23 protein-coding genes are annotated in these 23354 nt (G+C 59.0%); 12 read left to right on the forward strand and 11 right to left on the reverse strand.

All coding sequences use genetic code 11. The features are described from left to right. Positions 1-28 precede the first annotated feature (28 nt). Positions 29-607, forward strand: a complete 579-nt coding sequence (locus ABNH18_RS10635; RefSeq protein ID WP_349382787.1) for an outer membrane beta-barrel protein — start codon at positions 29-31, stop codon at positions 605-607. Between the two features lie 80 nt (positions 608-687). Here ABNH18_RS10635 and trmB read toward each other — a convergent pair whose 3' ends face one another. The 8 genes from trmB to ftsY all read right to left on the reverse strand — a co-directional run bounded on the left by trmB (position 688) and on the right by ftsY (position 7897). After that, the gene (gene trmB / locus ABNH18_RS10640) at positions 688-1404 is read right to left on the reverse strand and encodes a tRNA (guanosine(46)-N7)-methyltransferase TrmB (protein ID WP_349382788.1); all 717 of its coding nucleotides are present in this window, start codon (positions 1402-1404) and stop codon (positions 688-690) included. 256 nt (positions 1405-1660) lie between these two features. Further along, positions 1661-2440 carry a thiazole synthase gene (locus ABNH18_RS10645; RefSeq protein WP_349382789.1) on the reverse strand — a complete coding sequence of 260 codons (780 nt, stop codon included), beginning with the start codon at positions 2438-2440 and terminating at the stop codon, positions 1661-1663. Positions 2441-2506: 66 nt separating this feature from the next. After that, entirely contained in the window at positions 2507-2704 is a 198-nt protein-coding gene (thiS, locus tag ABNH18_RS10650; RefSeq protein ID WP_349382790.1) for a sulfur carrier protein ThiS, read from the reverse strand. A gap of 8 nt (positions 2705-2712) precedes the next feature. Then, positions 2713-3081, reverse strand: coding sequence for a DUF423 domain-containing protein (locus ABNH18_RS10655; RefSeq protein ID WP_349382791.1), 369 nt, complete (start codon positions 3079-3081; stop codon positions 2713-2715). Between the two features lie 465 nt (positions 3082-3546). Next, entirely contained in the window at positions 3547-4410 is an 864-nt protein-coding gene (gene rpoH / locus ABNH18_RS10660) for an RNA polymerase sigma factor RpoH (RefSeq protein ID WP_349382792.1), read from the reverse strand. 485 nt (positions 4411-4895) lie between these two features. Next, positions 4896-5948 (reverse strand): permease-like cell division protein FtsX, encoded by a 1053-nt coding sequence (gene ftsX, locus ABNH18_RS10665; RefSeq protein ID WP_349382793.1) that lies wholly within the window; start codon positions 5946-5948, stop codon positions 4896-4898. Further along, entirely contained in the window at positions 5938-6624 is a 687-nt protein-coding gene (gene ftsE, locus ABNH18_RS10670; RefSeq protein WP_349382794.1) for a cell division ATP-binding protein FtsE, read from the reverse strand. Before ftsE ends, ftsX begins: the two co-directional genes overlap by 11 nt. Positions 6625-6703: 79 nt before the next feature. Continuing rightward, positions 6704-7897: a signal recognition particle-docking protein FtsY gene (gene ftsY / locus ABNH18_RS10675; protein WP_349382795.1), complete on the reverse strand. Its 1194-nt coding sequence runs from the start codon at positions 7895-7897 to the stop codon at positions 6704-6706. Between the two features lie 220 nt (positions 7898-8117). Here ftsY and ABNH18_RS10680 point away from each other — a divergent pair, with 220 nt between their 5' ends. The 5 genes from ABNH18_RS10680 (at position 8118) to ABNH18_RS10700 (ending at position 13078) form a co-directional block, all read left to right on the forward strand. Continuing rightward, positions 8118-9446, forward strand: coding sequence for a M16 family metallopeptidase (locus ABNH18_RS10680; protein WP_349382796.1), 1329 nt, complete (start codon positions 8118-8120; stop codon positions 9444-9446). Beyond that, positions 9443-10981, forward strand: a complete 1539-nt coding sequence (locus tag ABNH18_RS10685) for a M16 family metallopeptidase (protein ID WP_349382797.1) — start codon at positions 9443-9445, stop codon at positions 10979-10981. The genes ABNH18_RS10680 and ABNH18_RS10685 overlap by 4 nt, the downstream gene beginning before the upstream one ends. Further along, the gene (rsmD, locus tag ABNH18_RS10690) at positions 10971-11588 is read left to right on the forward strand and encodes a 16S rRNA (guanine(966)-N(2))-methyltransferase RsmD (RefSeq protein ID WP_349382798.1); all 618 of its coding nucleotides are present in this window, start codon (positions 10971-10973) and stop codon (positions 11586-11588) included. Before ABNH18_RS10685 ends, rsmD begins: the two co-directional genes overlap by 11 nt. A gap of 125 nt (positions 11589-11713) precedes the next feature. Next, complete coding sequence (locus tag ABNH18_RS10695; RefSeq protein WP_349382799.1) at positions 11714-12616, forward strand: metal-dependent hydrolase; 903 nt, start codon at positions 11714-11716, stop codon at positions 12614-12616. 195 nt (positions 12617-12811) lie between these two features. Further along, the gene (locus ABNH18_RS10700) at positions 12812-13078 is read left to right on the forward strand and encodes a hypothetical protein (RefSeq protein ID WP_349382800.1); all 267 of its coding nucleotides are present in this window, start codon (positions 12812-12814) and stop codon (positions 13076-13078) included. 12 nt (positions 13079-13090) lie between these two features. Here the strand turns inward: ABNH18_RS10700 and ABNH18_RS10705 are convergent, their stop codons facing one another. Together ABNH18_RS10705 and ABNH18_RS10710 are read right to left on the reverse strand one after the other, a co-directional pair. Beyond that, positions 13091-13894, reverse strand: coding sequence for a mechanosensitive ion channel family protein (locus tag ABNH18_RS10705; protein ID WP_349382801.1), 804 nt, complete (start codon positions 13892-13894; stop codon positions 13091-13093). Next, complete coding sequence (locus ABNH18_RS10710; RefSeq protein ID WP_349382802.1) at positions 13887-16622, reverse strand: AAA family ATPase; 2736 nt, start codon at positions 16620-16622, stop codon at positions 13887-13889. Before ABNH18_RS10710 ends, ABNH18_RS10705 begins: the two co-directional genes overlap by 8 nt. Positions 16623-16852: 230 nt before the next feature. Between ABNH18_RS10710 and ABNH18_RS10715 the strand changes: the two genes are divergently transcribed. From ABNH18_RS10715 to ABNH18_RS10735, 5 genes are all read left to right on the forward strand, one after another. Further along, on the forward strand, positions 16853-17260 hold the full coding sequence (locus ABNH18_RS10715) for a CBS domain-containing protein (protein ID WP_349382803.1): 408 nt from the start codon (positions 16853-16855) through the stop codon (positions 17258-17260). A gap of 104 nt (positions 17261-17364) precedes the next feature. Then, positions 17365-17856 carry an Mpo1 family 2-hydroxy fatty acid dioxygenase gene (locus ABNH18_RS10720; protein ID WP_349382804.1) on the forward strand — a complete coding sequence of 164 codons (492 nt, stop codon included), beginning with the start codon at positions 17365-17367 and terminating at the stop codon, positions 17854-17856. 53 nt (positions 17857-17909) lie between these two features. Next, positions 17910-18704: a helix-turn-helix domain-containing protein gene (locus ABNH18_RS10725; RefSeq protein WP_349382805.1), complete on the forward strand. Its 795-nt coding sequence runs from the start codon at positions 17910-17912 to the stop codon at positions 18702-18704. Positions 18705-18706: 2 nt separating this feature from the next. Next, positions 18707-19573, forward strand: coding sequence for an enoyl-CoA hydratase-related protein (locus tag ABNH18_RS10730; RefSeq protein ID WP_349382806.1), 867 nt, complete (start codon positions 18707-18709; stop codon positions 19571-19573). A gap of 84 nt (positions 19574-19657) precedes the next feature. Beyond that, complete coding sequence (locus ABNH18_RS10735) at positions 19658-20929, forward strand: O-acetylhomoserine aminocarboxypropyltransferase/cysteine synthase family protein (RefSeq protein ID WP_349383258.1); 1272 nt, start codon at positions 19658-19660, stop codon at positions 20927-20929. A gap of 3 nt (positions 20930-20932) precedes the next feature. On the opposite strand, the gene ABNH18_RS10740 is transcribed toward ABNH18_RS10735, so the two are convergent. Continuing rightward, positions 20933-21898 carry an AraC family transcriptional regulator gene (locus ABNH18_RS10740; RefSeq protein WP_349382807.1) on the reverse strand — a complete coding sequence of 322 codons (966 nt, stop codon included), beginning with the start codon at positions 21896-21898 and terminating at the stop codon, positions 20933-20935. A 162-nt stretch (positions 21899-22060) separates the two neighbouring features. Between ABNH18_RS10740 and ABNH18_RS10745 the strand changes: the two genes are divergently transcribed. Beyond that, positions 22061-23353, forward strand: coding sequence for a flavin-containing monooxygenase (locus ABNH18_RS10745; RefSeq protein WP_349382808.1), 1293 nt, complete (start codon positions 22061-22063; stop codon positions 23351-23353). Position 23354: the final 1 nt, after the last annotated feature.

Consider the following 23354-nt stretch of genomic DNA (forward strand, 5'->3'; position numbering starts at 1 on the left):
CTTTTTTACATGTTGGGGGAAGAAAACGATGAAAAAAATACTAACGGCAATGGCGCTTCTGGCCGCTGCGACCGGCGTTCACGCGGAAAAAACGTCAGGTTTTACGGTGGGCGGTGCCCTTTCACTGGATGCCAGTGACTATATCGAAAAGCTTGATGATGATTTTGGTGGTCTGGATCAGGATGCCCCTTTCGGGGTGGGCGCTGATGTCTATGCGGGCTTTATGTTCGCCCGCGCCTCCACGGTGCGGGTGGGTTATCGCGCCTTCGGTCAGCAGGAAGCCCAATTTGATTATTATTCCGGTGATTTAGAGGTTGATGCCGATGGCATGTACGCGGCACTGGATCTGATGATGCCCCTGGGTGACGTGTTCGCACTGGGTGGCACCTTGGGTATTCAAGAGTGGGATGCCGAAGTGGATTTCGATGGATTCAAGGTTGACGATGATGGCCGCGATTTCTTCTATGGGCTGCGAGCCAAGTGGAAGGTGGCTGAAGCCGGAGCAGTGACAGCGTCGATTAACCGCTACAAGTTTGATAGTGGGGATGAACTACTTCGCGATATTGAGTACACCGCATTTGCGGGTGGTTTCGAGTTCTTTTTCTAACGGTTGATCCTGGTCTTGGAAACAAAAAGCCCCGGTGTTTTGCGTCGGGGCTTTTTTGTGGGTGGCGATTTCAGACGCAGTTAGGTTTTCTCGAATAACAGGTCCCAGACCCCGTGACCCAGCCGCTCACCCCGACGTTCGAATTTGGTTTCCGGGCGCCAGCTCGGGCGCGGTGAGAATTCTCCAGGCCCCGCCACATTGTTGAAGCCCTCAGCCACGTTCATCACTTCCATCATGTGTTCGGAATAATTTTCCCAGTCCGTGGCCATATGCAGGATGCCGCCGGGCTGCAGCTTGCGTTGCACCAGCGCCACCCAGGCGGGCTGGACGATGCGGCGCTTGTGATGCTTCTTCTTGTGCCAGGGGTCGGGGAAATACAGCTGTACCCGGGCCAGGCTGTTGTCGGGAATGCACAGCTCCAGAATCTCTACCGCATCGTCGCAGTAACTGCGCAAGTTGTTCAGGCCTTGCTGCTCGATTTCCATGAGCAAGGCGCCCACGCCGGGGCGGTGCACTTCGATACCAATAAAGTCCTTGTCCGGGTCGGCGGCGGCCATTTGTGCCAGCGACTGACCCATGCCGTAACCAATTTCCAGCACGCGCGGGGCGTCGCGGCCGAAAACGGCTTCGGGCTTGAGCTGGCCCTGATCCCGTTCCAGGCCAAAGCGGGGCCACAGGGTATCCAGGGCGTTGCGTTGCCCGGCGGTCAGGCGGCCCTCGCGCAGGACAAAGCTGCGCACCTTGCGCATGACTTTGCCGGTTTCCGGGTCTTTATCGTGGTTGATGAAATCGAGCATGGGGCCGGACTACCGTAGTAAAAGAGGACGGATGAAAGGGAGACGCTGCAATGATGGATTATAGCAAAAAGCACCGGGTGACGGTGAATGCACCCTCTTCACGCCGCGTTGATCCGTGATGCGTAAAGTGGACGCAGACATTCAATACAACTCTGCCCTGAAGTGCACGAGCATCAACAGTTCAACACTTCCCCTTGGCGCCAACTCCCCCCAGAGTGGCGCCGTTTTTTTGCCTGTTGAGCCGCCTCGCTGTTTGCTAGCGGCTCAGGCCATCCAGCGGTGACGATGCGGAAGCGTAGGCCTTGCGCGGCATGCGCCCGGCGAGAAAGGCTTCGCGGCCGGCTTCGATGGCTTTCTTCATGGCGGAGGCCATCAATATAGGCTTTTGGGCATGGGCCACCGCCGAGTTCAGCAGGACACCCTCGCAGCCCATTTCCATAGCCAGTGCCGCATCGGAAGCGGTGCCTACGCCCGCATCGACAATGATTGGCACCTTGGCGTCTTCCATGATCAGCTTGATGTTGTGCGGGTTGAGAATGCCCAGCCCGGAGCCGATCAGCGAGCCCAGTGGCATCACCGCTACACAGCCCATATCTTCCAGTTCTTTCGCCACGATGGGGTCGTCGTTGGTGTAGACCATTACCTTGAAGCCGTCGTCGATCAGTTCGCGGGCGGCGTGCAGGGTGTGGGTAATGTTCGGGTACAGGGTTTTCTGGTCGCCGAGCACTTCCAGTTTCACCAGGTCGTGGCCATCTAGCAGTTCCCGCGCCAGCTTGCAGCAGCGCACCGCATCTTCGGCGGTAAAGCAGCCGGCGGTGTTGGGCAGGATGGTGTACTTATCCGGGCTGACGAAGTCCAGCAGATTGGGCTCGTCGGCGTTCTGGCCAATGTTGGTCCGGCGAATGGCCACGGTGACGATTTCCGCGCCACTGGTTTCGATGGCGTCGCGGGTTTCGTCAAAATCCTTGTACTTGCCGGTGCCGATCAGCAGGCGGGAGGAGTAGGTTTTTCCGGCAATGGTAAGCAGATCGGACATGGGGGCCTCAAAGAGTCGGTCAGCAAAAGGGTTCGGTATGACGGTTCGCGATACGTGCCTGGCGAATTAGCCGCCACCGATGGCATGGACGATTTCCAGCACGTCACCGTCGTTTAGGGTGAAGTCGGGATGCTGGCTTTTCGGGACAATTTCCCGGTTCACTTCCACGGCCAGCCGGCGGCCAGTCAGTTCCAGCTGGGTCACCAGATCGGCAATGGTGTTGCCATCCAGAGAGAGGGTATCGCCGTTAACAATAAGCTTCATGATCTTTATCAAGCGTGTTTGAAAAGGGACCAGGCCAGCATCAGCCAGCCGATGATCAGAGCAGTGCCGCCTAGCGGGGTGATGGCGCCAAGCCATTTTTGCCCGCTCAACACCAGCACGTACAGGCTACCACTGAATACCAGCATACCGGCAAATAGCACCCAGCCGGCGGTCACCATGCTGGAAGCGCCGAAGGTTTTCGCCAGCACGCCCACCAGTAGCAGCGCCAGGGCATGCAAGAAGTGGTATTCACTGGCGGTGGCCCAGGTGGCGAGCAGGGATTCGTCCACGCGGGCTTTCAGACCATGGGCGCCAAAGGCGCCGAGAGTGACGGCCAGCGCGGCATTGATGGCGCCAAGAACAAGCAGGACTTTCATTCGGAACTCCGCAGTGGCGGTCAAAACGGGTGCCGCCTCGGGCTGCACAGTGTACCGGAAATCGTTGTGCGGTGGGGCAGATTCAGTGCAGCTGGATGGGGACGCAGTTGCAAGTTCAAAGTTTAAAGTTAAAACGTGGTGCCAGGGGCTGGGCGCCACTTTGGGTGTTGGGCTCCGCACTGTGATGCCGAGGTATCGCTCGGGCAGGAGCCTCTCAGTTAAAGGCTGCTGTGGGAGCTTGCCTGCAAGCGATCTGCCCTCGATAGATGACTTATCGCTTGCAGGCAAGCTCCCACAGCGGTTCCATCATTGGCTTCAGGCTTCAGGCTTCAGGCTTCAGGCTTCAGGCTTCAGGCTTCAGGCTTCAGGCTTCAGGCTTCAGGCGTTAGCAGGGCGGCTAACAAAAAGCCCCTCGAAAGGGGCTTTTAGCGTGTTGCTTGTTGCGTGAAGCCTGCAGCGTCTCGGTTACGCTGCGATGGCGTTGCGGAGCTTCTTGATGGCGTTGTTTTCCAGTTGGCGAATCCGCTCGGCGGAGACGCCGTACTCGTCGGCCAGCTCTTGCAGGGTGGATTTCTGGTCGGCCAGCCAGCGGCGTTCCAGAATGTCGCGGCTGCGCTCGTCCAGTGCCATTAGTGCAGAACTCAATTGGCGGCTCTCGCGCTGCTGTTTGTCCTGTTCGGCGAGCAGGTCGGCCGGGTCGCTGTTGTCGCTGTGTAGATAGGCGGCCGGCGATACCACGGTGCTGTCGTCGTCATCGTTGGTGGGGCCGTCGAAGCTGGCGTCGTAGGCGCCCAAGCGGCCTTCCATTTCCTTGACCTGTGCAGCGGTAACGCCCAGATCGTCGGCGACCCGCTGGGCTTCTTCCATGGTCAGGCGTCCCAGACGCTTCTTCTGGCCACGCAGGTTAAAGAACAGTTTGCGCTGGGCCTTGGTGGTGGCCACTTTCACGATGCGCCAGTTCTTGATCACGTATTCGTGGATTTCCGCTTTGATCCAGTGCACCGCAAAGCTCACCAGGCGGACACCCTTGGTGGGGTCAAAACGTTTTACGGCCTTCATCAGGCCCACGTTGCCTTCCTGTACCAGATCGCCCAGCGGCAGGCCGTAGCCGGTGTAGCTGCGGGCGATGTGGGCGACAAAGCGTAAGTGAGACAGCACCAAGCCGCGGGCGGCGTCCAGGTCCTGATCGTAATACAGGCGTTCGCCCAGGCGTTGTTCTTCGTCTGCGCTGAGAATCGGCACGGCGTTAACGGCTCGCATGTAGGCGTCCAGGTCATTACCTGGTACGGCCAATGTGAGCGCCTGTGCGCGATCTAAAGAATGTGTCATGCGCGTGTTCTCCTCGTTGGCGTCGCTCGTGAACGAGCATCCCAATCCGTTTGAGTCCTGATATTAGCACTCGCTTTAATAGAGTGCTAATAGCGGGAATGGTTCCCTTTGATCGACTCAGTTGATCGGTGCTTAATAGCCTGACGGGCCAGTGTTAAGCACGGATGAACACAGGGTTAGAGGGCGTTGGAGGGGGAGGGTTCCCGGAGTGGGGGGAAGTTTAACGTTCAACGTTGAAAAGCGCGGGATGGGCTGTGTCGTTGGATTAGTGGCTGTGACGAGAAGAAAGGCTTTGAAAACAAAGGGCTAGGCGCCATCGTTGCTGTTGTTCTGTGGTGTTAAGGGTGCTTGTCGGATTACGCCCTTCGGGCTCTCTGTGCCCTTGGGTAAATTCGACCTACGCGGCTGCCAGAGTGGTGGGTGCGCGGGCGCGGCCTTATGCCCGCATCAACCTCGCCCGCGCCTAGAGGCTCGTAGCTTGCAGCTTAGAAGTTGGGCTCGATGTCGCCCAGGTGGCGGCCGACGGCGAGCCAGGCGCCGAGCAAGCCCAGTGCGCCGCTGAACAGGGGTAGAATGATTAGGCTGGATGCGGCCATGGAGGTTAGTGATTGCTCGCTGCTATACAGGTTGAGCAGTTCATTAATGGGGCCGCCCAGCCACCACAGGGCAATTTGCACCAGAATCACGGCCGTGAGACCGCCGGCGAAACCGAAGCAAAAGCCGGTATAGAGGAAGGGGCGGCGGACGAAGCCGTCGGTGCCGCCGACGATCTTCACCACCACGATTTCTTCCCGCCGGCTTTCGATGGCCAGACGGATGGTATTCACCATGACCAGCACCACCGCCGCTGCTAGCGCCAGGGTGAGGGCGGAAATCAGGCGTTCGCCCAGCTCGATCAGTGCGTGCAGGCGGCGTACCCATTCCACATCCAGCTGTACCAAGTCCACGTCGTCAGCGTCGCCCAAGCGGTTCTCCAGGGCGCGCAGGGTCACCGGATCCGTGCTGTCCGGAAAAACCACAATCAGTGGGGGTAGCGGGTTGTCCGGCAGGGCTTCGAGAACATCGCCGAAGCCGGATAAGGCCTTGAATTCCGCCAGCGCCTGGGTGCGGGTGATCACCTCAGTGCGGGTAATGTGCCCGGTGCCTTGCCATTCGTTGGCGAGCTCTCGCTGGCGGGCTTCGCTGGTTTCCATGTCCAAAAACACGGATAAATGGGCGTTGCCGTCCCAGCCGCGGGTAATGGCGCGGGCATTGTCCAGTAGTACCGCTAGCCCGGCGGGTAGGGCCAGGGCGATGGCGATCACCAGGATGGTCATGGCGCTGCTGGCGCGGGTGGCATTGATCCGTTGCAGGGAGTCGCGCAGGGAATCGCCGTGGTGCTGGCGCCAGCTGATGAAACGGTCTCTCAGGGAGGTCTGGGCACTGTGGGCGCCGGCGACACGGCGCGGGCGTTCTGCCTTGCTGCGGCGAGGCTTGATCGGGGTGGCGTTGCGTGCCCCCTTGTTTCCTCTGCCTTTGTTCGTGTTGTTAGGCGCCATGGGCATCTCCCGATTCATCGCCGTCGTGGATCAGGCGGCCTTCGCGCAGGGTCAGCAGGCGGTGGTTGTAGCGGGCGATCAGGCTCAGGTCGTGGGTGGCGATCAAAACGGCCACGCCGACCCGGGCAAAATCCTTGAACAGGTCCATGATTTCTTCAGACAGGGCCGGATCCAGGTTGCCGGTAGGCTCATCCGCCAGCAGCAGCGGCGGCTTGTTGACCACCGCCCGGGCGATGCCCACACGTTGCTGTTCGCCGCCGGAGAGCATGATCGGGTTGAGTTTTTCCTTGTCCAGCAGGCCGACTTTATCGAGGGCTGCGCGCACCCGTTTGCCGATGTCGGCGCGGGCATAGCCGGCGATGATCAGCGGCAGGGCCACGTTATCGAAGACACTGCGATCGAACAGCAGTTGATGGTTCTGGTGCACCATGCCGATCTTGCGGCGTAGCAGGGGAATATGGCGATTGCCGAAGCCGTTCAGATTTTGGTTATCAATCAGCACCTGCCCTTGGGTAGGGCGCTCGATCATCATGATCAGTTTCAACAGGGTGGATTTGCCCGCCCCGGAGTGGCCGGTGAGAAACGTCAATTGCCCAGCGGGGAGCGTAAAATCCACCTTGCTGAGCGCGTCTTTCCCGTTCGGGTAGCGTTTGCTGACCCGGTCAAACTGAATCATTGTGTCTCGCCTAGGCCCGACCGCTTACACGCTTCACACAACAGGCTTGCACGCGGCGTGGTGCGTGAAGCGTGCGGCGTTAACCGGTCACATCTTCAAATAGCGCCTGCACGAACTCTTCCGCGTGGAAAGGGCGCAGGTCTTCCAGTCGTTCCCCGACGCCGATAAAACGAATCGGCAGGCCAGTGCGTTTGGCCAAGGCAAACAGGATACCGCCTTTGGCGGTGCCGTCGAGCTTGGTGAGTGCCAACCCGGTCACGCCGGCGGCATCGCGAAATTGTTCTGCCTGGTTGATGGCATTCTGGCCGGTGCCCGCATCCAGTACCAGCAATACCTCGTGGGGCGCATCGGGGATCAGTTTCTTCATGACCCGGGTGACCTTGGTGAGCTCGTCCATCAGGTTGCCACGGGTATGCAGGCGCCCGGCGGTGTCAGCTATCAGGATGTCGGCACCGCGAGACTGGGCCGCCTGCACGGCGTCATACACCACGGAGGCGGAATCGGCGCCGGTATGTTGGGCTACCACGGGAATCTCGTTACGCTCGCCCCATACCTGCAGCTGCTCCACGGCGGCGGCACGGAAGGTGTCACCGGCGGCTAGCATCACGCTCTTGCCTTCGGCCTTGAAGCGGCAGGCGAGCTTGCCGATGGTGGTGGTTTTGCCGACCCCGTTCACTCCCACCATCAGGATCACGTAGGGCTTTTTGCTGCCATCGATCTGCATGGGCTGGTCCACAGGCACCAGCAATTTGCGCAGTTCGTTCTGCAGGGATTCGTACAGGGCGTCGGCGTCCACCAGCTCTTCGCGGGTTACTTGATCGGTGAGAGCCTGAACGATCACATCGGTAGCTTCCACGCCCACATCGGCGACCAGCAGTTGGGTTTCGATTTCCTCGAAGATCTCGTCGTCGATCTCCTTGGCGCCCACCAGCAGGTCGGCCAGGCCTTTGCCCAGACCCTTGCGGGTCTTGCTCATGCCCTGTTTCATGCGGGTCCAGAAGCCGCCGTCCTCGTCGCCTTGAGGGGCGGTGGCGTCAGGTTCTGTCTGAGCAGAGGGCGCCGCCGGAGTGGGCTCCGGCGCGGCAGCAGGTGGCTGCATGGCAGTTTCAGCCGGTTCCGGGGCTCTCTCGGCGCTGGGCTCGGGCGGGGTGCTGCTAGCCTCGTCGGCTTCTACGCCGGTAAACATGCGCTTCCAGAAACCGGTTTTCTTCTCTTCCGGTTTTCCGTCCGACTTGGGGCGGTTGTTGTCGTCGTGGGAAACTTCGTCGCTCATGATCAGTCGTATCCAATCAAGAAGGGTGACCCTTCTTTTGCAATGAGGCTGCAAGAGCAGGGCGATAACCCGGTATGCTATGCCGGAGAAAAAAAGGACCTGCTTGCAGAGTTGCCGTTCGCGGGGGCGAACGCGCCGCTATCCTACCATTATGGGGAGAGGGGAGCAGCTTCGGGTTTGTGGTTCTCAAAACATGCGTGTCCCCCAATAGAGGTATTCCATGAAAAGACTGATAACGGCGCTGGCGTTGGGCCTGTGGTCATTGACCACCCATGCGGCGCTGCCGACCCATGCCTTTACGCTGGATAACGGCCTGAAAGTACTGGTCCGTGAAGATCACCGAGCGCCGGTGGTTACGGTGATGACGTGGTTCAAGGCGGGCAGCATTGATGAAGCCCCTTTTGAGACCGGGCTGGCCCACGTGCTTGAGCACATGATGTTCAAGGGTACCGAGAGATTGGGTCCCGGCGATTTTTCCAAACTGGTCTCCCGTTATGGGGGCAGCGATAACGCCTTTACCAGTTACGATTACACCGCCTATTTTCAGCAGTACGAAGTGTCGCGCCTGCCGTTGGCGTTGGAGCTGGAAGCGGAGCGTCTGGGTCATCTGAAAATCGATGACGAGGAATTTGCCCGCGAGCTGAAGGTGGTGATGGAAGAGCGCCGCATGCGCACCGACGATAACCCCAATGCGCTGGCCTGGGAAAAATTCCAGGCCGTGGCCCGTCCGGGTACCGGTTACGCCCATCCGATTATTGGCTGGCGCTCCCTGCTGTCCCAGTTGCAGCCGGAACAGGCGCGCAGTTGGTACCAGCGGTTCTATGTGCCGGGCAACGCCACCCTGGTGATCGCCGGGGATGTGACCCGCGAGCAGGTGCAGCCGCTAGTGGAAAAATTCTTTGCGGACCTGCCGTCCGGGCAGACGCCCCCGCGCCCTAAACAAACTGTGAATCCGCCGGCCGGTGAGCGCCGCCTGGCGCTGAATTTGCCGGTAAAAGTGCCTTCCCTGTACATGATGTACAACGTGCCTTCGCTGGTAACCCTGGAAGACAAAACCGATTTCTACGCCCTGACCATGCTGGCGGGGGTGTTAGATGGCGGAATGAGTGCTCGAATCGAAACGGATCTGGTGCGCGGTGAACGGCTGGTGGCCGGTGCCGGTGCCAGTTACAGCGGCATCCAGCGGGGCGATGGCACCTTTACGCTGACCGCCGCCCCCAGCCCGGATGTGACCCTGGAGCAGGTGGAGGATGCACTACTGGTGCAGATCGAGCGATTGCAGACCACTCTGCCCACCGACGCGGAAATGGCGCGGGTGCGGGCCGGGGTGCTGGCGGGCCAGGTGTACGAGAAAGATTCGGTGATGGGGCAAGCGATGGAGCTGGGTATGTTGAGTACGCTTGGGCTGGATATTGATTTGTCTGCTCGTTTCGCTGAAAACCTGGAAGCGGTCACCGCCGAGGATGTGCAGCGGGTGGCCAAGCAATGGCTGGTGCCGGAGCGATTGGCGGTAGCCCATGTGGCGCCTGAGCAGGAGGAAGAAGAATGAAGGATCAGCGACAAGCGATAAGCCACAAGCTGCAAGGCGCGGGGAAAGGGTGTTCCGGGCGTCGTGGTGCAGTGTTTCGCGCTGCAAGTGTTGCGGCTGCGGCATTGCTGTTGAGTGCTTGTGCCGGCTTTCCCACCACGGAAAAGCAGGTTGCGGCCACTGATCCGCAGGCGCCGGCACTGGATATTCAGTCCTGGCAAACCGAACAAGGCGCGAAGGTGCTGTTCGTGGCCAGCGACGCTCTGCCTATGCTGGATATTCGGTTGGTCAGTGATGCCGGCTCCGCCCGTGATGGTGGGCATCCCGGCTTGGCGTCGCTGACCAGCGCCTTGCTGGGCGAAGGCGCTGATGACATGAGTGTGGATGACATTGCTCGCGGCTTTGAAGATCAGGGCGCCAGCTTTTCCGCGTCCAGCTACCGGGACATGGGCGTGATCAGCCTGCGCACCCTGTCCGATGCGCAATATCGCGAACCGGTGCTGACGTTATTTAAGCAGGTGATCGCCAGCCCGACGTTTGAGCAGGACACCCTGGTGCGCATTCGTACCCAGATGATGCAGGGGCTGCGCATGGAAACCCAGGTGCCCGGCCCGCAGGTGAGCAAGGCGTTTCAGTCCACCGTGTTTGCCGGTCACCCCTATGGTCAGCCCAGTGATGGCACGCTGGACAGCTTGCCTGCCATCGCCCGCGATCAGCTGCAGGATTTCTACCGCACCTATTACGCGGCGGGTAACACCGTGATCGCCATGGTGGGGGATCTGGATCGCGCAGAGGCGGAGCAGATTGCTGAGGGCATCAGTGCCGCATTGCCGCAAGGCTCGGCAGCACCGCAACTGGAGCGAGCCACGCCATTGGCAGAGCGGCAACGCCAGCATATTAATTTCCCGTCCGCCCAGACCCATATCCTGCTGGGTAATCAGGCCACCTGGCGGGGTAACCCGGATCATGTGGCTTTGTATGTGGGTAACCAGGTGCTCGGCGGTGGCGGCTTTGCCTCCATTCTTACCGACGAGGTGCGGCAAAAACGCGGTTACGTTTATGGTATCAGCAGCCACTTCGGCCCCATGGCTGCCGGTGGCCCGTTTCAGGTGAGTTTGCAGACGGGCAATGACAATGTCGATGACGCGTTGACCCTGACCCTGGATCTGATCGATCAGTTTGTGCAGGACGGCCCCACGGCGGCGCAGCTGGAAGAAGCCCGCACCAGTATTCTGGGCAGCTTTGCCCTGGGCACGGCGGATAATAGCGACATCATCGGCCAGCTTGGCGCGATGGGCTTCTACGATCTGCCGCTGGATTACCTGCAGTGGTTCAATCAGCAGGTGCGCACGGTAACGGCGGAGGATATCCAGACCGCATTTCAGCGCAATCTGAACCCGGACAATTTGGCCATCGTCAGCATTGGCCCCCGTGAGCCGCAGATTCGCCCGGAGGGCGCAAATACGAAGCAGGCAGATAGCGATGCCGGTGAGCAGCCCGCGTCTTCTTCACCTTCTACGCCATCGACACTAGCCGAGCCCACCGATGCCCCGTAAGCGTTCCGGCAAACGCCCCGGCGCCAGCGCTGGGGCGGCGCAGAAAGGCCAGGTGCGGATTATCGGGGGTGAACGGCGTGGTCACCGGCTGCACTTTGTAGACCATGGGGGTGATCTGCGCCCGTCTTCGGATCGCATGCGAGAGACCCTGTTTAACTGGCTGCAATTCGAGTTGCCGGGTCTGCGTGTGCTGGATTTGTTTGCCGGTTCCGGCGCGCTGGGTGCAGAAGCCCTGAGCCGGGGGGCGCGTGAGGCGGTGCTGGTGGAAAAGCAGCGCGACCGCAGTGCCGATCTGAGTCGCCAGCTAGAGCCATTGTTTGCCGGCCGTATTACGGTGCAGTGTGCCGATGCATTGAATTGGTTGGCTGGCCAGCACGATCCGTTTGATCTGGTTTTTATCGATCCGCCCTATGACTTGGGCCTGGTGACGCCAGCCTGTGAGGCGCTGGAAGCCCACGGACTGCTGGCGGACGGAGCGATTGTTTATGTGGAAAGTCGCCGCCAGGGTGAGGTGCCTGCGGTGCCGGCACACTGGGTGTTGTCGAAGGAAAAAAGCGGCGGCGATATTCATGCGCGGCTGTATCGGCGGGAAACCAACCAGGGCTGACCCGGGCACCGCTGGGATCTGATCGTGCCGATGTGCGCCAAGAAAATGGCACAACCTGCACTAGTGTGCCAGTTGTGACTGACAAATACTGTGTCCAGAAGCTATAGAGCTATGAGGACACCGCCATGAATGCCAATGCAGCCACTGTTGCAGCCACAGAGCGCGACCAGACAGCCACGCGTCAGCCGCAGAAAAAAATCAATAAAAGCGACATTCAACCTCGCAAGATGGATTTTGAATTTGATCCATCCATGCCTCGCTACTGGTTCGACAATGACCAGTTCAAGACGATGTTGTTAACCGCCTTGTCCTGCACCTTTCCGGAGGGTGAGCGCTTCTTCGTTCGTTCCGTGCGCCATTTCCAGAAAAATCTCACCGATCCCTTGCTGCGTGAGCAGGTGAAAGGGTTTATCGGGCAGGAGGCGCACCACGGCAACGAGCACGATGCCTTCAATGCGTTCATGGAATCCAAGGGCGTGCCCACTGGCAAAGTGGATGCCTATGTGAAAGATGGCCTGAAATTCATGGCCAAGTGGTTGTCGCCGGAGCGGCAGCTGGCCAAGACCTGTGCCCTGGAACATTTCACCGCCATGCTGGCGGAAATGATTCTGGAAGATCCGGAATTTATTGAAGGCATGGATGAGCGCATGGTGCCGCTGTGGTTGTGGCATGCGGTGGAAGAAAGCGAGCACAAATCCGTGGCGTTTGATGTGTACCGCGACCGGGTGGACAGCTACTGGGTGCGGACGTCGGAGATGGCTTTCACCACCGTGGAATTTATCGGTTTTACTATCTTGCATTACAACCAGTTGCGCGCCGAGATGGATGATCCCACCGACTGGAAATCCGTGCGTCAGGGGCTTAACTGGCTGGTGGGTAAACCCGGTTGGCTGCGCAAGCTGGGTAAATCTTACCTGGCGTATTACAAGCGCGACTTCCATCCTTCCAAGCGTGATAGCCAGCACCTGCGCCAGCAGGGGCTGGAAAAACTGTCACGGTTGATGAAACGCCCGGAGCTACTTTCCTGATTGCTGCCTGACGGGCCGGGGGGGTACCCCGGTTCGTTGCCGACTCTGTTCTTTCCCTCATTGCGTGTTGCCGGGTTTTCTCTTGCCCCGGACCTTTCCCCTTTACAGACCCATTATTCGATGCTGTTGGTTTGCCTGTTGCGAGAATATTCACAAGACGGGTGTTACGGTGGAGCAGAACCTGTGGAGGTATTTATGCGCTGGTTATCTGCATTGAAAGAAAAACTGTTTCCCGCTCGGCAACCGCAGCATGAGGAGGTCTCCGCCCATGAACCGCGTGAGTATCATCCCGCCCATGAGGGGGAAACCCCGGAGGACTTACATCGCGGCAGACATCGGTTGAAAGAAACCTATACCAGCCACTGGGATCTGGATTATATGCCCCGGGATGAGCTGGAAGAGGTGTTGTCTGATGAGTCCGACAAGCCTGACGGTGACGATAAAAAGAAACCGCCGGAGTAACTGGCGTGATTGTTATGCAGGCCGGGCCACCTGCATTTCCGCAAAGCGTTTTGATACTCGCACGACGATGTCGCTCTGGAACGCTTTCTCATAATGTACATCCAGTACATAGGCCTTGGCGCGCAGGCGAATGGCGAGCCGATAGCCCACCTCGATTTCTTCAATGGCAAAGGTGACGGGTTTTTTCAGGTAGGCGTACCGGCTGGTGACGATGATTTCTTCCACGATGGCCTGGGCCTGTTCGATGTTGGCGTCCAGGGCCACGTGGAAATCGGTGACAACCATCATGTCCAGTTCGCCGGCGTTGCCGGAGGCCACCACGTCGGTAATAAAGCGCGAATTGGGGATGGTGACCAGGTTGTCATCCAGGGTTTGCAGGCGCACGGTGCGCAAGCCGATGGAGACGATTTCCCCGTACACGTTATCAAAGCTGACCCGGTCGCCCACCCGGAACGGGCGGTCGAATAACAGGAGCAGCCCGGCCACCAGCGAGGCGGCAATGTCTTTCAGGGCAAAGCCCAGCGCCACCGCCATGGAGCCACCGGCGGCGAGCATGAATTCCTTGGGCGGCTGCAGCACCCCGATCACCAGTGCAATGGCGCCCACGGTGTAGAGGACAAACCCGATCAGAGTGGTGACCTGGAGGATCAGAAAGCGCCGGGTGGGCATTTTCTCGGTGATTTTCTGGCTTGCCTTGCTGATGCCCCAATTCAACGCCCATAGCACCAGCCCGCCGATAAACAGCAGCATCAATGCGTAGACGTTGAACAGTTCTACGACGACGGTCAGGTCGTTGACGATATTTCCATCATTCATTGAGCAGATTCTTCCGTGTCAGGTAGCTGATCACCTGCTGGTACCACAGGGGCACCAGGCGGTAGCGGCTGTCTTCATCCTTGTGCAGAAAGCCGGCATCAAATCCGCCTTTCAACGCGTAGCGCACGATGTTCTCCGGCAAATGGGTGACCGCAGTGATTTCGTGGCTGGTCAGATTTTCGTGGGTGGCAATGGCTGCGTACACAAACAGAGAGTTGTCGCCCATGCCGTCGAGCAGGCTGGCGGAGGGCGGGTTCGGCAGGCCAACGGTGACTTGCCGGCCCTTCACTTTGACCGAGGTGAGGAACAACCGTAATGCCACCATGGGGTTGCCGCGGCTGGCATCCCACAGCAGGCTGAAATAACGTTGCTCCGCATTACGCAGATTACCGGCTTCCGGCCCGCGCGAGGATAACAGCACTTCGTCGTAGCGTAGTTTAAAGCGACTCAGGTGGTGGCGGCTAAGGATCAGTGAGCGAATATCGGTTTGCCCCCAGCGTTTTACCCGGATCACATTGCGGAACTGGTATTCGCGGCCAAAGACGTTGCACAGGTAGGCCCAGCTCTGGTTGTTAATCAGCAGTACCCAGAACACATTGTCCAGCCGCGCATTGACCAGGTTCAGCACGGTGCGCCAGCCTTCCAGGCCGCCCAGCTGGGCCAGGAAAAAGTTTTGTGCTTCGTCCAATACCACCAGCGTGGGTTTACGGTGTTCATCTTCCTTGACCAGGGCGGCAGGGCCGTCGTTGACCAGGTCCGAGCCAAGCGCTTCGCCAATCAACTGGTGAATGGCTTCCGGTGTGCAGGTTTTCGGAGGTACTTTCAGGCGCAGGGTCTGCAGGGATTCACAGCTTTTTTCCAGCACCGTGTTGAGTTTGCCTAGCGAGACACTCTTGCCGCTGCCTTTTTCACCGGCCACCACCAGCGCGTTTTCATCGGTTTTGTCTTCGTGCCAGCGCTGAATACTTTTTTCCATGGCCGCCACCAGCCCGGTATCGATAAACGGGGTTTTGCTGGCATCGTCCGGGAGGGCCGAGGCAAACCAGCGCTCATAGGACTGTGCCACTGGTTGTTCAGTGTCATCGGTCTCGTCTTCGTCGGTGGCCACCGTGGCGCGGAAGCGGAACCAGCGGGCCTTGAGGCGCATGTACCAGTCGAAATCAGCCAGTACCCGGTCCACAAAGCCCACCAGAAAGCTGATCAGGGCGATGGGCAGCATCATCGGTGCAAACAGCCAGAACAGGCTGGGGTGCAGCAGGCGGGTGATCACCGGGTCCAGCCGTGAGGGCATCAGGGTTTGCAGGCACGCCTGGTAGTCCTGATGGCGCAGTGTCAGTAATCGGCCCAGGCCCCAGTAAATGGCGACCAGCAGTACACCGAAGAACAGGTAGTACATCAGCGATGGCCCCAGGCTTTCCCAGACAACGATGACGGGGACCCAAGGAACGATCATCCAGCGTGCCAAGGCGCGCGCGTGGCGTGTCACCTTCTCGGTCTGTTTGCTGCCCAGGTAAGCATTGGCGCTTTGCGCAACGCGCATCACCAGCCATTCACCGATCAGGCAGAGCAGGCCGTAGATCACATACAGCTGCGCCAGGGGCAGCAACCACAGCAGGATCTTGCTGGATGGAGTGTCCAGTAGCGGGTCCAGGCGCCCCAGTACCAGCCAGATCAAAATCCACGGCAGAATCGGCGCCAGTCCGCTGATCAGGCGGCTGGCATTGAGTAACCAGCGGCGTTCGCCACTGAGTTGTACCACGCGGTCATGCAATGACAGTGCCCAGCGGCGGGTGCGCTGCGCAAGATGAATCAGTAGCCAGAAGCCCACCACCCCGAGAATCAGCGCCAGGATATTTTGCACCACTGGCATGAAGCCGCCGTTGCGGATAGGGCCATTCAGGTCGTAACGCATCAATGAAACGATATCGAGCACGCGCAAGCCGATGCGTTGGCTTTCGTGCTGTAACAGCCGTGGGGCCTGGCCAAGGCCGCCCAGGTTGTTGATCTGGTCTAGCAAGGGGCGGTTTTGCCACAGTTCGGCCCGCAGCGTGCGTACATCGTGCTGAATGTCCAGGCGTGTCTTGAGCAGGCCGCGCCAGGCCGCGGAACTGGCACCATTGGGAGGGCGCAAGGTGGGTAGCTGCAGCCACAGCTGATCCAGTGTTTGCTGCGCGCCTTCAGGGTTGCTCTGTAGTTGCCCCAGCACTGACCACACCTGCTGGATGTGCTGTTGCAGCGTTTGGCTGCCCTGGCGAATTGATGGGTCTGTCTCCGAGCTATCGGAGAGGGCCTGCAGCTGTGCATGGTGCGTTGCCAGGTTCAGAAAAGCCTGGCGCTGGGGGAAATTGAGCCCGAAAAACCCTCGTCGCAAGGTGTCGAGTGATTGTTCCAGAGCGTTGACCTGTTGGGTCAAGGTGTCGATATCGTTCTGCAGGGCGGGACATTTGCTGTCGACGACAGAAAGCGGTTGTGGATCGATCAGGGGCAGGAGCGGCCTCTGGTTTAGCGGGCGCCCCAGCAGCGTGTTGAGCTGGTGCGGGGCGGGGGTGTCGCCATCGAAAATGGATTGCAGGGTGTGGCGGTCCGTACGCAGTTGCTGACGCTGCTGTTTCAGCTGAGCCAGTGTCAGCTCTGCCGCATCGCAGGCTGCATTTTCTGCCGCTTGCAGCGGGGAGATAACCAACAGGGCCAATAGCCCGAAAGCCAGCCAGACGCGGGGCGATACCATTCGCTGTTCCTCTGCTCCATGTAGGCCTGCGGTCAGGCTTTCTGTTGTCTTGTGTTCGAGCCATTCATTTGAGCCATTGTAGGAAGGCGATGCCTGCGTTGTATAGCAATTGGCGGAATTGATCGGTGGCATGGGGAATAACCACGGGTAGCCTGCTAAGGGAGTGCTATAGTCAAAAGCATGAATCTGGACCGTTCCGGCATGGACCGGGCCGGCAGAAGGAGAGCGACATGCAAGAGATGACGGTACGTGCCTTGATGGCAAAGCACCCTATGGCAATCAAGATCGGCACCGAGCTGACCGAGGTGGTGGACGCGCTGTTACAGCACAAATTCAGCGGGTTGCCGGTGGTGGACAGCCAGAACAAGGTGGTGGGGTTTGTGTCCGAGCAGGATTGTCTGCGCAAGTTGCTGATATCCAGTTATCACTGTGAAGGGGCGCTGGTGGTGGAAGACTTCATGCACGATCAGCCGCTGACGGTGAAAGAAGACGATTCGGCGGTGAACGTGGCGGAGCTGATGGTCACGGAAAAACCCAAGATCTACCCGGTGGTGGATGCCCAGGGCATCCTGACCGGGTTGCTGACCCGCGAACAGGTACTGCGAGCCTTGAAAGACAGCCGGCGCGGCTGCGACTGACGGCCTTTCTTGCCCGCCGCACCATGACCCTTACGTACAATTTCCCGGTGTGGGCTGCCGCTAAGCTTGGTGTAGCTCAAAACAACAACTCGGGAGAGCTGTCCATGCGTAATCTCAACACCTTTCTGGCGGACTATGGCGTTAGCCACCGCAATCCGGTCAATCAATGGGTACATATCCTCTGTGTGCCGGCCATTTTTGTGTCCACCCTCGGGCTGTTCTGGCTGATTCCGCTGGGGCACTGGCTGGGGCTGGACGGCAGCCTGGCGTACTGGGTCAACGGTGGCACCTTGCTGGCCGCGATCTGCATGCCGTTCTATCTGCGTATGTCCGTGGGTATGACGGCGTTGATGGGGGTGTGGCTGGCCCTGTCCCTTGCCGCCGTGGTGGCGGTGGATCGCAGCGCCCTGTCGTTGGGCTGGAGTGCGGCGGCCTTGTGGTTGCTGGCCTGGGCCGTACAAGTGTGGGGCCACAAGGTAGAGGGCAAAAAGCCGTCGTTTGTGGATGATCTGGTGTTTCTGCTGGTCGGTCCCATGTTCGTCAGCATCGAGCTGGCCCACAAGCTGGGGCTGCGCCGCTCCGGTGTGGTGAATTGATCAGGCGCTGATGAACGTTGCCTGCCCGGCCCCGGGCGGGCACTATTTCCGGCATGTCCCAATCGTCGCCGGCTTCCGATCCTCGTCTGCTGACCCCGCTGTTTCTCTGGCGGGGCGGTTGGCTGATGGCGCTTTCCTCGCTGCACAACCAGCCCCACCAGCATGTGGCGGCGTCGTTACTGGTCGGGCTGGAAAAGGATATTCGGGTCACCCGTGACGGCCGGGTTCTTTGTGCCCGGGCCGTTCTGGTGCCCCCGGAGTGCCAGCAAAGTCTGCACAGCGATGGCCCGGTGGCTATTCTGCATCTCGACCCGGACGAGCCGGCCTGGCGATCCCTGGCCCTGCAGCAGCCGTTGTCGGCGGCGCACCAGCAGTGGCTCAGCGATACCTTGCGCGATTTATCGCGGGCGGCTCAGCCCGAGACCGGGGTGGTGACGTTTGTGCAGCAACTGCGGCAGCTGGCCTCTCCGCCGTCGCTGGATGCGCGCATTGCCGCCAGCTGTGCCTGGCTGCGTGATGCGCCGGAGCCGGCGCCCACCATGACCCATCTGGCGCAGCAGGCCGGGCTGTCCGAATCCCGCTTTCGCCACCTTTTCCGGGAGCAGATGGGGGTGACGTTGAAGCGTTACCAGCTGCATCTCAAGTGCCAACGTGCCCTGTCGCTCTGGCAGAGCGGGATGAATTTTACCGAGCTGGCGGTGCTCGCCGGCTTTTACGATCAGCCTCATCTCAACCGGACACTTCGGGCCATGTTCGATGCCCTGCCGTCGGGGTATGCTCGGGGTCAAACGGTGCAGGTAGTGTCGCTGTCGATACCTGCGAAAAACCGCACAACCCCTGTGGAGTGACCATGGATTATCAGGACATCAAGACCGATCTGGCCGAGCAGATTCTGACCATTACCCTGAATCGCCCCGATCGCCTCAATGCCTTTACCCTGAAGATGAAAGACGAGCTGGTGCATGCGCTGGCTGAAGCTGACAGCAACGATGACATTCGTGCTGTGATTGTCACCGGTGCGGGCAAGGTGTTTTGTGCCGGTATGGAAATGGAGCCGGAAGGCGGTGGCCACCTGTTCGGTTATGACGATGCGCAGGGGATGGATCCGCCGCTGGAAACCATTCGCGATTCCGGTGGTGAATTGTCGTTGGCAATCTACAATTGCCGCAAGCCGGTGATTGCCGCCATCAATGGCGCGGCGGTGGGCGTGGGGATCACCATGACCCTGCCCATGGATATTCGGTTAGTGGCGGCCAACAGCAAGATTGGTTTTGTCTTTACCCAGCGGGGCATTACCCCGGAAGCCTGTTCTTCCTGGTTTCTGCCCCGGGTGGTTGGCGTCCAGAAGGCCCTGGAGTGGGTGATCAGTGGCGATATTTTCATGGCTGAGGAAGGAGAGAAGGCAGGCCTGTTCCACAGTGTGCATGACAAGGGCGAAGTGCTGGATGTGGCCCGCTGCCTCGCTCGCAAACTGATTGCCAAAAGCTCTCCTGTGGCGGTGGCACTGGCCAAGCAGATGTTGTGGCGCAACCCCAATTTTTCCCACCCGGCCCAAGCCCATGTGGTGGAGTCGAAAATGATTTACTGGTCCAATGAATTCTGGGATGGCAAGGATGGTTTTACCGCTTTCCTGGAAAAACGCGAGCCGCGTTTTGAGACCTCGCTGGCGGATGTGCCCAAACAATTTGATTTCTGGGGTGAGCCGTCGATTAAATAGAGCGAACGATTTTTTCAGGCCGCCGTTTGGCGGCCTTTTTGCGTATGTGTCGCCAGGCGACAATGTGATATGAGGCAGGGAATGATGAAAAGAGAAACCATAGCGATTCATGGTGGTTTTGCTGGTGATCCGCAGACCCATGCGGTGGCTGTGCCGATGTACCAGACCACCAGCTACTATTTTGACGATACCCAGCATGGGGCTGATCTGTTTGATCTGAAAGTGCCGGGGAATATTTACAGTCGCATCATGAACCCGACCAATGGGGTGCTTGAAGAGCGCGTTGCGCAACTGGAGGGTGGCATTGGTGCGCTGGCCATGGCGTCGGGTATGGCGGCGATTACCGCGACAATCCAGACGCTGGCCAAGGCCGGGGATAATATCGTTTCCACCAGCCAGCTTTATGGGGGCACTTACAATCTTTTTGCCCATACGTTGCCGAATCAGGGCATCGAGGTGCGCATGGCTGATGGCCGCAATCCTCAGGCGATTGCGGATGCCATCGATGAAAAAACAAAAATGGTGTTCTGTGAATCCATCGGTAACCCGGCAGGCAACGTGGTGGACATGGCCGCGCTGGCCAAGGTCGCCCATGACGCGGGTGTGCCGCTGGTGGTGGATAACACAGTAGCGACACCGGCATTGTGCCGACCCTTTGAACACGGCGCCGATATTGTGGTGCACTCGCTGACCAAATATATGGGCGGGCATGGCACTACCATCGCCGGTGCGATCGTGGATTCCGGAAAATTCCCCTGGAAAGACAATCCCCGCTTTCCGCAATTCAATGAACCTGACCCCAGCTATCACGGTGTGGTGTATGTGGAAGCCATGGGTGAGGCAGCGTTTATCGGTCGTGCCCGGGTGGTGCCCCTGCGTAACATGGGGGCGGCATTGTCACCCATGAATGCGTTCCTGATTATGCAGGGCATTGAAACCTTGAGCCTGCGCATGGAGCGCCACTGTGAGAATGCCATGAAAGTGGCCGCGTACCTGCGCGATCATGCCAAGGTGAGTTGGGTCAACTTTGCCGGGCTGGAAACCGACAAGGATTATGCGTTGGCGCAGCAATACATGGATGGCGGCGTGCCTTCGTCTATTCTTAGCTTTGGCGTAGAAGGTGGCCGTGACGCGGGTGCACGCTTTATTGATGCGCTGCAGTTGATCAAGCGGTTGGTGAATATCGGGGATGCCAAGTCCCTGGCGTGCCATCCGGCGACCACCACGCACCGGCAGTTGAATGATGAAGAGCTGAAAACAGCGGGTGTCAGCGCAGATCTGGTGCGCCTGTCCATTGGTATCGAACATGTTGACGATATCATGGCGGATATCGAGCAGGCGTTGTTGGCCGTTTAACCCTTAGCCTTGCGTACGAAACTGGGCCGGTGTCATGCCGGTCCAGCGTTTGAAGGCTTTGGCAAACGCGCTTTCATCGGAAAACCCCAGTTTGTCGGCAATTTCGAAGAGTTTTAACCCCTCCTTTAAGGCCTGTTCCGCCATGCCCTGCAACAGTGAATCGCGCAGCAGCTTGAAGCTGGTGCCTTCATCGCTGAGTTTGCGGATCAGGTGGCGGCCGCTCATGGCCAGTTGTTCGGCCACTTTTTCCTTTCCCCAGCGTGGGTGTTGGCGAAGCAGATCACGCACGCTGACGCTTAGCGATTGGCTGCCCAGCTGTTCCAGCAGCTGGTCGGCCAGGGTGCGTAAGTGCTGGCACAGGGCCGGGTTGGCATAAATCAGCGGCAGCGTTAGCGCAGAGGCGGGAATGCGTAAGGCATTATGGGGGGTGGAAAACGCCACGGGGACGCCCAGTAGCGCCTGATAGCGGGCGGGGGCATCCAGTGCAGGGTGAGCAAAGGTAATGCTGTCGGCGTGTACTTGCTCCCCGGTGGACCAGCGAGTGAGTTGAAGCAGGGAGGCCAACGCAGCTTCCACCCGTTCGGGCTGGCGAGTGGTGTATTGCGGTTGGTAACGGATTTCGCACACATCATCAGCCACCGCATACTCGAATACGCCGCCCTCACCCACAATGGGGTAATAATCCATCAGCGAGTCCAGCGCTTCGGCCACGGTGTCGCAGCTCATCAGTACCATGCCGACGGTGTCCAAGTGGCCTACCTGTATGGCTTGCCCGAACTGGATGCCAATCAGCGGATCATCCGCCTGCTGGCAAAAGGTTTCCCAGATCTCTCCCTGTAACTCCAGACTTACCCGCTCCTGCTCGGCAAAGGCGTTTTTCAGGGGCGCAGGCAGGGAGAACCCCAGCTGTTCTGCGGCCTGACTGATTGCCTGGGTAAAACGTACCGTGACGGTAGGGGTATGCGACATGGGTGTGAGTGAGGTCCCGAATTAACCGTGACAAAGTCCTGAAATAGCCGTGTATCTATTGCTGGCCGACTCTAGAGTGACAAGCATACCAAACTCTGTGCTCCGCTTCGCTTGTGGGGCACCGGTGACCGAATAAAAAAGACACCATAAAACGGGACAGCTATGTACGCAGTGATAGGGGCCGGCCCCATGGGGCTGGCAACGGCCAGAAACCTGAAGAAATACGGTATTCCCTTTGTCGGTTTCGACCTGAATACTGATGTGGGTGGCCTGTGGGATATCGATAACCCGCACAGCACCATGTATGAGTCGGCCCACCTGATTTCCTCCAAGGGGATGACCGAATTCAAAGAGTTTCCCATGGCGGATGACGTCGCTACTTACCCCCATCACCGTGAAATGAAGCGTTATTTTCAGCAGTATGCGGCTCATTTCGAACTCTACGAGCATTATGAATTTTCCACCCGGGTGGTACAGGTGGCGCGCGATGGCGATGAGTGGCTGGTGACCACCGAGGCGAACGGGGAAGAGCAATGCCGTCGTTTTGCCGGTGTATTGATTGCCAACGGCACCCTGCATAAGCCCAATCTGCTCGACCTGCCGGGCCGCTTTGATGGCGAATTGATGCATTCCTGTGAATATCGTCATCCGTCCCACTTCGATGGCAAGCGGGTGCTGGTGGTGGGCTGTGGTAATTCTGCCTGCGATATTGCCGTGGATGCGGTGCACCGGGCGGCTAGCGTGGATATGTCTGTGCGACGGGGCTATTACTTTCTGCCCAAGTTTATCGGCGGCAAGGCCATCGACTCCATTGGTGGCAAAATCAAGTTGCCCCGTGCGCTCAAGCAAAAGGTGGATGACCGCCTGATTCGCATGATCATCGGTAAGCCCAGTGACTACGGTCTACCGGACCCGGATTACAAACTGTATGAGTCCCACCCGGTGATCAACTCGCTGGTGTTGCACCATATTGGTCACGGTGACATAGCTCCGCGCGGCGACATTTCTGCCGTTTCAGGTAACACCGTGACCTTTGCCGATGGGCAGTCGCGGGAGTATGACCTGATTCTTATGGGGACCGGCTACAAGCTGGATTACCCCTTCATCGATCCTGCCGATCTCAACTGGGGGAACAGCGATGCGCCGCAACTGTATTTGAATGTGTTCAGCCCGGCACACCAAAACCTGTTCATGATGGGCATGGTGGAAGCCGCTGGCCTGGGCTGGGAAGGGCGTAATGAGCAGGCTGAAATGGTGGCGCTGTATATTCGAGCCAGCCAGCAGGGCGATTCTGCTGCGAAAGAGCTGGAAGAAACAGTGCGCCAGGAGGCGGAAAAAAACCTAGATGGTGGCTATGCCTATCTGAAGTTGGCGCGCATGGCGTATTACGTCAACAAGGACTGCTATCGCAAGGCGGTTAACTCTCACATTGCTGCATTGAAAAAGGGGCTGTGAG

The sequence above is a fragment of the Alcanivorax sp. genome, from assembly GCF_040118815.1.
Classification (GTDB): Bacteria; Pseudomonadota; Gammaproteobacteria; order Pseudomonadales; family Alcanivoracaceae; genus Alcanivorax.